8 protein-coding genes are annotated in these 8,694 nt (G+C 72.5%); all 8 read left to right on the top strand.

Annotated elements, in window-relative coordinates; translation table 11 throughout:
- On the top strand, positions 1-394 hold a 394-nt coding region (locus ACTIFU_RS20425; RefSeq protein WP_439580161.1), incomplete at its 5' end, for a cell envelope integrity protein TolA.
- 106 nt (positions 395-500) lie between these two features.
- Positions 501-1,868, top strand: coding sequence for a Tol-Pal system beta propeller repeat protein TolB (gene tolB / locus ACTIFU_RS20420; RefSeq protein ID WP_439580160.1), 1,368 nt, complete (start codon positions 501-503; stop codon positions 1,866-1,868).
- Between the two features lie 124 nt (positions 1,869-1,992).
- Positions 1,993-2,463 (top strand): peptidoglycan-associated lipoprotein Pal, encoded by a 471-nt coding sequence (pal, locus tag ACTIFU_RS20415; RefSeq protein WP_439580159.1) that lies wholly within the window; start codon positions 1,993-1,995, stop codon positions 2,461-2,463.
- A 157-nt stretch (positions 2,464-2,620) separates the two neighbouring features.
- Positions 2,621-3,511 (top strand): tetratricopeptide repeat protein, encoded by an 891-nt coding sequence (locus ACTIFU_RS20410; RefSeq protein WP_439580158.1) that lies wholly within the window; start codon positions 2,621-2,623, stop codon positions 3,509-3,511.
- A complete protein-coding gene (gene tilS / locus ACTIFU_RS20405) occupies positions 3,412-4,845 on the top strand; it encodes a tRNA lysidine(34) synthetase TilS (protein ID WP_439580162.1) in 1,434 nt (477 codons plus the stop codon). Before ACTIFU_RS20410 ends, tilS begins: the two co-directional genes overlap by 100 nt.
- 7 nt (positions 4,846-4,852) lie before the next feature.
- Positions 4,853-6,787: an ATP-dependent zinc metalloprotease FtsH gene (gene ftsH / locus ACTIFU_RS20400; RefSeq protein WP_439580157.1), complete on the top strand. Its 1,935-nt coding sequence runs from the start codon at positions 4,853-4,855 to the stop codon at positions 6,785-6,787.
- Positions 6,788-6,793: 6 nt separating this feature from the next.
- Positions 6,794-7,756 (top strand): dihydropteroate synthase, encoded by a 963-nt coding sequence (gene folP / locus ACTIFU_RS20395; protein WP_439580156.1) that lies wholly within the window; start codon positions 6,794-6,796, stop codon positions 7,754-7,756.
- Positions 7,757-7,773: 17 nt separating this feature from the next.
- The coding region (locus ACTIFU_RS20390; RefSeq protein ID WP_439580155.1) for a phosphoglucosamine mutase at positions 7,774-8,694 on the top strand (921 nt) is incomplete at its 3' end.

Raw genomic sequence — 8,694 nt, 5'->3', positions numbered from 1 at the left:
GCAGGAGCCGCCGCGCCCCCGCCAGCCGCAGGGCGGCCGCCCGCCCACCCCCGGCGCGCCTGGCGGCACCGCGCCCACGCCCGGCCTCACCCGCGGCGAGATCGACGGACTGCGCGAACTGATCGAGGGCTGCTGGAGCGTCGATGCCGGGATGCGGGGGCTCGAGGAGATCGTGGTCGAGCTCCAGGTGCGGCTGCGGCCCGACGGCTCGGTGGTGCAGGTCCGGCCGACGGGCGCCACCAATACCGGCGATCCTCGCTGGCGCACGGTGTATGAGACGGCGCAGCGCGCCCTGCTCAGCCCGCGCTGCAACCCGCTGCCGATCCCGCCCGAGAAGCGCCCGACGGTCGAGACCGCGGTGTTCCGCTTCAACGCGCGCGGACTCGTGCGCTGAGCCGCCGCGGCCTCACGCGGCTGCAACCGGGCGTCCATCGACCGCGTTGGTCCCCTGCGCTATGCAACCTTCGGCCGCAGCCGCGGCCGAGATGCGAGAGGTCCCGATGACCGACCGACTGCTGACCGATCGCCAGTATCAGGCGCTGGAGGCGCTCGCCTTTGGCCGGCGCGGCCTGCTGGCCGGACTTGCTGCCGTGGCTGCCTTCGGCCTGCCCGGCACCGGCCGCGCCCAGGGTCCGGTGATCGACATCACCCGCGCGCGCACCGACCCGATGCCGATCGCGATTCCCGATTTCGCCGGCGCCCAGCCCTACGGGGTGCAGATCGCCCAGGTGATCACGGCGAATCTCGCGCGCAGCGGCCTGTTCCGGCCGATCGACCGGCGCGCCTTCCTCCAGGAGGCGCCCGACGCCACGCCGCGCTTCGCCGACTGGCGCGCGATCGGTGCCCAGGCCCTGGTCACGGGCAAGGTGGACCAGCAGGGCGACCGGCTGCGCGTCGAGTTCCGGCTCTGGGACGTGCTGCCGGGCAATCAGCTCCAGGGCACGGCCTTCACCACCAATGTGCCGAACTGGCGTCGCATCGCCCATATCTGCTCGGACGCGATCTATGAGCGGCTGCTCGGCGAGAAGGGGTATTTCGACACCCGGATCGTGTTCGTCGCCGAGAGCGGCCCGCGCGACCGGCGCATCAAGCGGCTCGCAGTGATGGATCAGGACGGCGAGAACCACCGCTTCCTGACCGACGGGCAGTGGCTGGCGCTGACCCCGCGCTTCCACCCGAACGTGAACCAGGTCGCATTCATGTCGTTCTTCCGCAACGAGCCGCGCGTCTATCTGCTCGAGGTGGACAGCGGCCGGCAGAGCCTGCTCGGCAACTTCCCCGGCATGACGCTCAGCCCGCGCTTCAGCCCGGACGGCAACGCGGTGCTGCTCTCGGCGATCCGCGGCGGCAACGCGAACATCTACCTGGTCGATCTGCGCACCCGGCGCGAGCGCCAGCTCACCAGCACGGGCTCGCTCGACGTGTCGCCGTGCTTCTCGCCCGACAGCCAGCAGATCGTCTTCAACAGCGACCGCGGTGGTAACCAGCAACTCTACGTGATGAATGCCGATGGCTCGAATGTGCGGCGCATCAGCTTCGGCAACGGCCGCTACGCCACGCCGGTGTGGTCGCCGCGCGGCGACCTGATCGCCTTCACGCGGATCGCCGGTGGCACCTTCGCGATCGGGGTGATGCGTCCCGACGGCTCGGGCGAGCGGATCCTGTCGGAAGGCTACCAGATGGAGGGCCCGACCTTCGCGCCGAATGGCCGTGTGCTGGCATTCTTCCGCGAGACCCCGGCGCGCGACGCCCGCGGCGGCGGGTATTCCGCTCGGCTCGCCTCGATCGACATCACCGGCTTCAACGAGCGGGCGCTCGCCACCCCAACGGACGCGTCCGATCCTGCATGGTCACCATTGATCCCCTGAACCGCCACAATCCCGCCGGAGCTTGACCCGACACGAACAGGCACGCTATCGCCGACGTCCGGTCTTGTCCGGTGTCGGGTAGCGCGCAGGACCGCATATCCCCCATGGAGAAGGTACGCCTCTCATGAAACTGAAGCTGCTGGCCCCCGTCGCAGCGCTGGCCTTCGTTGTCGCCTGCGAGTCCACGCCCGATCAGACCGGCGCGGCGACCGGCGCCGGCCAGGCGACCGGCCCGCGCGCCGGGTCGCAGGAGGACCTGGTCGCCAATATCGGCGACCGGGTGTTCTTCGACTTCGACCGGTTCAACATCCGCGGCGACCAGCGGCCGACGCTTGAGCGCCAGGCCGCCTGGCTCGGTCAGCACGGCGCGGTGAACGTCCAGATCGCCGGGCATGCCGACGAGCGCGGCACGCGCGAATACAACCTCGCCCTCGGCCAGCGCCGCGCCGACTCGGCGCGCGACACGCTGGTCGCGCTCGGCGTGGCGCCGGCGCGGATCAGCACGATCAGCTTCGGCAAGGACCGCCCGATCGCGCTCGGCTCGAACGAGGAGGCGTGGGCCCAGAACCGCGTCGCCATCACCTCGGTCCGCTGACGCGGCTCCGGGCTCGGGGACGGGGCGGCGCGGCAACCCGCGCCGCCCCTTGGCGTTCAAGGGCCAGGGTGCTCGCGCGTGCGTCGCTTGCGGCGGCGTGCCGCGCGCCGTAAGCGGCGAGGCGAGGCCGCTTGTCGGAAGGAAGGTCCAGCGATCCATGCGCACGCTCAGGCTGATCCCGCTTCTCGTGCTGTTCGCCGGCCCGGCGCTCGGCCAGATCGAGAGCCGCGAGGGCATCGCGCTGCAGAACCAGATCCTGGAATTGCGGCGCGATCTCCAGGCGCTGCAGGCGCGCGGCGGCTCGGCGCTCGGCGCGCCGGTGCCGGTGGCCCCTCGTCCCGGCACGGTCGCCGAGGGCCAGCAGGAGCTGCTCAGCCGGCTGCTGGAGCGCGTGGCCGCGCTCGAGACCGAGGTCCGGCTGCTGCGCGGGCGCAGCGACGAGACGCAGAACGCGCTGCGCGAGCTCCAGGCGACGGTCGAGAAGAACCAGGCGGATGCCGATTTCCGCCTCCAGGAGCTGGAGAGCGGCACCCCGCGCCGGCCCGCGCCCCAGGCCGCCGCGCCGGCGCAGCGGCCGGCTCAGCCGCCTGCCCAGCCGCCGGCCCAGCCGCAGGCCGCCCTGCCGCGCCCGCCCGCCGCGCCCGCCCAGGCCCCCGCGGCGCGCACCCAGGCGCAGATCCTCACCGCCGCCCAGGCTGCCTTGCAGCGGCGCGATTGGGGCACGGCCGAGCGCGAGGCGCAGGCCTTCATCGCCAGCTACCCGCGCGACCCGCGCGTCGGCGAGGCCTATCACATCCGCGCCCAGGCCCTGTCGGGCCGGGGCGAGCACATGCAGGCGGCACTCGCCTATGACGATGCGCGCAGCCGCGTCGCCGACCGCTCGCGCCGGCAGGACATCCTGCTCGGCCTCGGCCGCTCGCTCGGCGCGATCAACGAGCGTGCTTCGGCCTGCGAGGTGTTCCGCCAGCTCGCCTCCGACTTCCATACCGACATGCGTGCCGATGTGCGCGAGGCGATGGAGCGCGAACGGTCACGGAACGGCTGCTGACCGCGTTCGCCGAAGCGCTGGAGGCCTGCGGCCCGTTCGAGCCGCGGCCCGCCCTGGCGGTCGGCGTCTCGGGCGGGCCGGACAGTCTGGCCTTGGCCCAGTTGGCCGACACGTGGGCTGCGGCGCGCGGCGGGCGCGTGCTCGCGCTGGTGCTCGACCATGGTGTGCGGCCGGCCGCCGCGACCGAAGCCGCGCTCGCCGCGTCGTGGCTCGCCGCGCGCGGCATCGCGGTGCGCCGCCTGGCGTTGCCGCCAGCAGGTCCGCGCCCGGCCGAGACGCTGCGCGCCGAACGCCTCGCCGTACTGGCCGATGCGGCCGCCGAGGCGGGGTGCCTCCACCTGCTGCTCGCGCATCATCGTGGCGATCAGGCCGAGACGGTGCTGGTGCGGGCGCTGCGCGGCTCGCATGCGGCCGGGCTCGCGGCGATGGCGCCGTCGCGCGCGGCGGGCCGCGTGCGGCTGGTGCGGCCGCTGCTCGGCCTCGGCGCCGGCGCGCTGCGAGACGTGCTGCGGGCGGCGGGTCAGCCCTGGATCGAGGACCCGTCGAACGCGGCCGGCTCGGTGCGCGCGCGGCTGCGCGCGGCGCTGGCGGACCAGACCGGGGAGGGCGTCGGTGTGCGCGCCCTCGCCGGGGTGGCCTTGGCCGCTGCGGTGGCGCGCGCGGCGGCGGCGGAACTTCGAGACCGCCTGCTCGCCGAGGCGGTTGTGCTGCTGCCGCAGGGCTGCGCGCGCATCGATGCCGGCCGTCTTGCCGCCGCCGCCGACACCGCCGCTGCGGCCGCGCTGGCGGCCGTGTTGCGCGCGGTCGGCGGCCACGCCCAGCCGGTGCGCGCGGCGCGGGTCGTGGGCCTGCTGGCACGGCTGCGCGCAGGCCGGGCGGGTTCGGCCGCGGGCTGCCTGCTCCGGCCCGGCCGCGGCGGCTGGCTGGTCTGCCGCGAGCCGGCCGCCGTCGCGGCCGCGGCCACCGTGCCGTCGGACGGGCGCCTCTGCTGGGACGGGCGCTGGCAGGTCGAGGCACCTGCAGGGCTGACGGTCGGCCCGGTTGGCGCGGCGGCGGCCGCGCTCGCCCGAGCCGATCGGCAGGCGCGGGGATTGCCCCGCGTCGTGCTCGCGACCCTGCCGGCGCTGCGGGACGGCGCGACGCTGGTCGCCGTGCCCGCGATCGGGTATCATTCCGCCAGAACTGGAGGGGCCATGCGCGCGGCCTTCAGGCCCCCGCAGCCGGTTTCCGCGTCCGCAATGCTTCGTGTGCCCGGAGGTTCGGCATTGGCGCCGGGCGGCGCCATCCCATCTTGCAGTCACGGGGCGCGACTTGGCGCGCCGCTGAGAGGATAATGCCCGCGTGAGCAACTTCGGCCGCAACCTCGCCCTCTGGGTGATCATCGCGCTCCTGCTGGTCGCGCTGTTCAATCTGTTCCAGCCGTCCAGCCAGCGCACGATGGCGACCCAGGTCGCCTACAGCGACTTCCTGAACGAGGTGAACAACGGCCAGGTGCGCGACGTGACGATCCAGGGCCGGATCGTCACCGGCCAGCTGACCGACGGCCGCACCTTCCAGACCTACCTGCCGGACGGCTCGGGCGTGGTGCAGCGGCTGACCGAGCGTGGCGTGCGCGTGGTCGCCAAGCCCGAGGAGAGCGAGGTCAACCCGATCTTCCACTACCTGCTGTCCTGGTTCCCGATGCTGTTGCTGATCGGCGTCTGGATCTTCTTCATGCGCCAGATGCAGTCGGGCGGCGGGCGCGCCATGGGCTTCGGCAAGTCGCGCGCGAAGCTGCTGACCGAGAAGCAGGGCCGCGTGACCTTCGACGACGTCGCCGGGATCGACGAGGCCAAGGGCGAACTCCAGGAAATCGTCGACTTCCTGCGCGACCCGCAGAAGTTCCAGCGCCTGGGCGGCAAGATCCCCAAGGGCGTGCTGCTGGTGGGTCCGCCCGGCACCGGCAAGACGCTGCTCGCGCGCGCGATCGCCGGCGAGGCGAACGTGCCGTTCTTCACCATCTCGGGCTCCGACTTCGTCGAGATGTTCGTCGGCGTCGGTGCGTCGCGCGTGCGCGACATGTTCGAGCAGGGCAAGAAGAACGCGCCCTGCATCATCTTCATCGACGAGATCGACGCGGTCGGGCGTCACCGCGGCGCGGGCCTCGGCGGCGGCAACGACGAGCGCGAGCAGACGCTGAACCAACTGCTGGTCGAGATGGACGGCTTCGAATCGAATGAGGGCGTGATCCTGATCGCCGCGACCAACCGCCCGGACGTGCTCGACCCGGCACTGCTGCGTCCTGGCCGGTTCGACCGCCAGGTGGTGGTGCCCAATCCTGACGTGAGCGGGCGCGAGAAGATCCTGCGCGTGCACATGCGCAAGGTGCCACTGGCGGCCGATGTCGATCCCAAGGTGCTGGCGCGCGGCACGCCGGGCTTCTCGGGAGCCGATCTCGCCAACCTCGTCAACGAGGCGGCGCTGCTGGCCGCGCGCAACGGCAAGCGCGTGGTCGGCATGTCCGAGTTCGAGTCCGCCAAGGACAAGGTCCTGATGGGGGCCGAGCGCCGCAGCCTCGTGATGAGCGAGGAGGAGAAGCGCATGACCGCCTATCATGAGGCGGGCCACGCGCTCACCGCGCTGACCCTCCCCGAATGCGATCCCGTGCACAAGGCGACCATCATCCCGCGCGGCCGCGCGCTCGGCCTGGTGATGTCGCTGCCGGAGGGCGACCGCTACTCCAAGCACAAGTCCAAGCTGCTGCAGGAACTCGCCATGGCGATGGGCGGGCGCGCCGCCGAGGAGCTGGTGTTCGGCCCCGACCGCGTCTCCAACGGCGCCGCCGGCGACATCAAGATGGCGACCGACCAGGCGCGCCGGATGGTCACCGAGTGGGGCATGTCCGACAAGCTCGGGATGATCGCCTATGGTGACAACAGCCAGGAGGTGTTCCTCGGCCACTCGGTCACCCAGTCCAAGAACGTCTCCGAGGTGACGGCGCGCGAGATCGACGCCGAGATCAAGCGCATCATCGACGAGGCCTACACCACCGCGAAGCGCATCCTGACGGAGCGGCGCGAGGATCTCGACACCCTCGCCCAGGGTTTGCTCGAGTACGAGACGCTCTCGGGCGAGGAGATCAAGGCGCTGCTCGCCGGCGAGGAGATCGTGCGCAAGGCACCGGACGAGACGGTGCAGCCGGATCAGCGACGCGCCTCGGTACCGACCTCCGGGCGTATTCCCAAGTCGGGCGGCGCGCCCGGCGCGCTTGGGCCGCAGCCGCAGCCCAACGCCTGACCCGCCTTGGCCCGGCGGTATGTCGAGACGCTGCCGGGCGGACGGTTTCGGCTGATCGAGCGCAATGGTGGGGTGCCGGTGCTCGACCGCGTGGTGACCGAACTCCCCGATGCCTGGGCGGATCTCGCTGCTGTCGCGGCGCGACGGCCGTCGCCGATCCTGCCCGGGCTGCCGGATGACCGCCCCCTCGTGATGGGCGTGATCAACGTCACCCCCGACAGCTTCTCCGACGGCGGCGACCGGCTGCGTCCCGAGGACGCGGTTGCTGCGGGTGAGGCCATGCTGGCGGCCGGGGCGGACATCCTCGACATCGGTGGCGAAAGCACCCGCCCGGGCGCCAGCAGGATCCCGCCTGCCGAGGAGATCGCCCGGATCGTGCCGGTCGTGGCCGCGCTGGGACGCCTCGCCCCGGTCTCGGTCGATACGCGCAACGCGGCGACCATGCAGGCCGCCCTTGCGGCCGGCGCGCGCATCGTGAACGACGTGAGCGGCCTCGTCCACGATCCCGCGGCCACCTCCGTGGTCGCGGACGCCGGCTGCCCGGTGGTGCTGATGCACATGCGGGGCACCCCGGCGACCATGCATGCGCATGCCGGGTATGACGATGTCGTGCTCGACGTGTACGACGAGCTCGCCGAGCGGGTCGCGCGCGCGGAGGCGGCCGGGATCGCGCGCGGCCGCATCATCGTCGATCCGGGGATCGGCTTCGCCAAGACCGGGGCGCAGAATCTCGACCTCCTCCGGCGGCTTGGGGTGTTTCGGGGCTTCGGCCTGCCGGTGCTGGTCGGCGCGTCGCGCAAGCGGTTCATCGGTCACTACGGTGGCGCGGCGGAGCCGAAGCGGCGCATGCCAGGGAGCTTGGCGGCCGCGCTCTGGGCGGCGATAAACGGAGCCTCAATCCTGCGGGTGCATGACGTGGCCGAGACGGTGCAGGCGCTTCTGGTCTGGCGTGCGATCGCCGGGCGGTAAGTGCGAAGGAGGCGGCGATGGATCGCGGCAAGGGGATCACGCGGCGGCTGTTCGGCACGGACGGCGTGCGCGGCCGCGCCAACACCCCGCCCATGCAGGCGGGCACGGCCCTGCTGCTGGGCCAGGCGGCGGCGGTCGTGTTCCGCCGCGCCGGTCCCGACCATCGCCACCGCGTGGTGATCGGCAAGGACACCCGTCTGTCGGGTTACATGGTCGAGCCGGCGCTCACCGCGGGCTTCATCTCGATGGGCATGGACGTGATGCTTGTCGGCCCGCTGCCGACACCGGCGATCGCGATGCTGACGCGCAGCCTGCGCGCCGATCTCGGCGTGATGATCTCGGCCAGCCACAACAGCTTCGAGGACAACGGCATCAAGCTGTTCGGGCCCGACGGCTGGAAGCTCTCCGACACCACCGAGGCCGAGATCGAGCGGCTGATGGAGGATGCATCGCTCGCGGACTCCCTCGCTGATCCGTCCGATCTCGGCCGGGCGCAGCGGCTCGACGATGCGGCCGGCCGATACATCGAGGCAGCGAAGGCGACCTTCCCGCGCGGGCTCCGGCTCGATGGCCTGCGGATCGTGGTCGATTGCGCCAACGGTGCCGCCTACAGGGTGGCGCCGCTGATCCTGTCCGAGCTCGGCGCGACCGTCATTCCGCTCGCGGTGAAGCCCGACGGGTTCAACATCAATCGCGACTGCGGCTCCACCGTGCCCGAGCACATGCGCACCCAGGTGGTGGCGCAGGGCGCAGATCTCGGCATCGCGCTCGACGGCGATGCAGACCGTCTGATCCTGGCCGACGAGCGCGGCACGCTGGTGGACGGCGATCAGCTGCTCGCGCTGATCCCCGACGCCTGGGCGCGCGGCGGGACGCTTGCCGGCGGCGCCGTGGTCGCGACCCAGATGAGCAACCTGGGGCTCGAGCGGTTCCTCGGT

Origin of the sequence: Elioraea sp., from assembly GCF_051860475.1 — a bacterium.
In the GTDB taxonomy this organism is placed as follows: domain Bacteria; phylum Pseudomonadota; class Alphaproteobacteria; order Acetobacterales; family Acetobacteraceae; genus Elioraea.
The sequence above is the reverse complement of the archived record's forward strand: the minus strand, read 5'-3'. Positions and strand labels throughout refer to the sequence as shown.

Coding starts and splice junctions, on each gene's coding strand:
- tolB (WP_439580160.1), top strand. CDS start 501: ATGACCGACCGACTGCTGACCGATCGCCAGTATCAGGCGCTGGAGGCG.
- pal (WP_439580159.1), top strand. CDS start 1,993: ATGAAACTGAAGCTGCTGGCCCCCGTCGCAGCGCTGGCCTTCGTTGTC.
- ACTIFU_RS20410 (WP_439580158.1), top strand. CDS start 2,621: ATGCGCACGCTCAGGCTGATCCCGCTTCTCGTGCTGTTCGCCGGCCCG.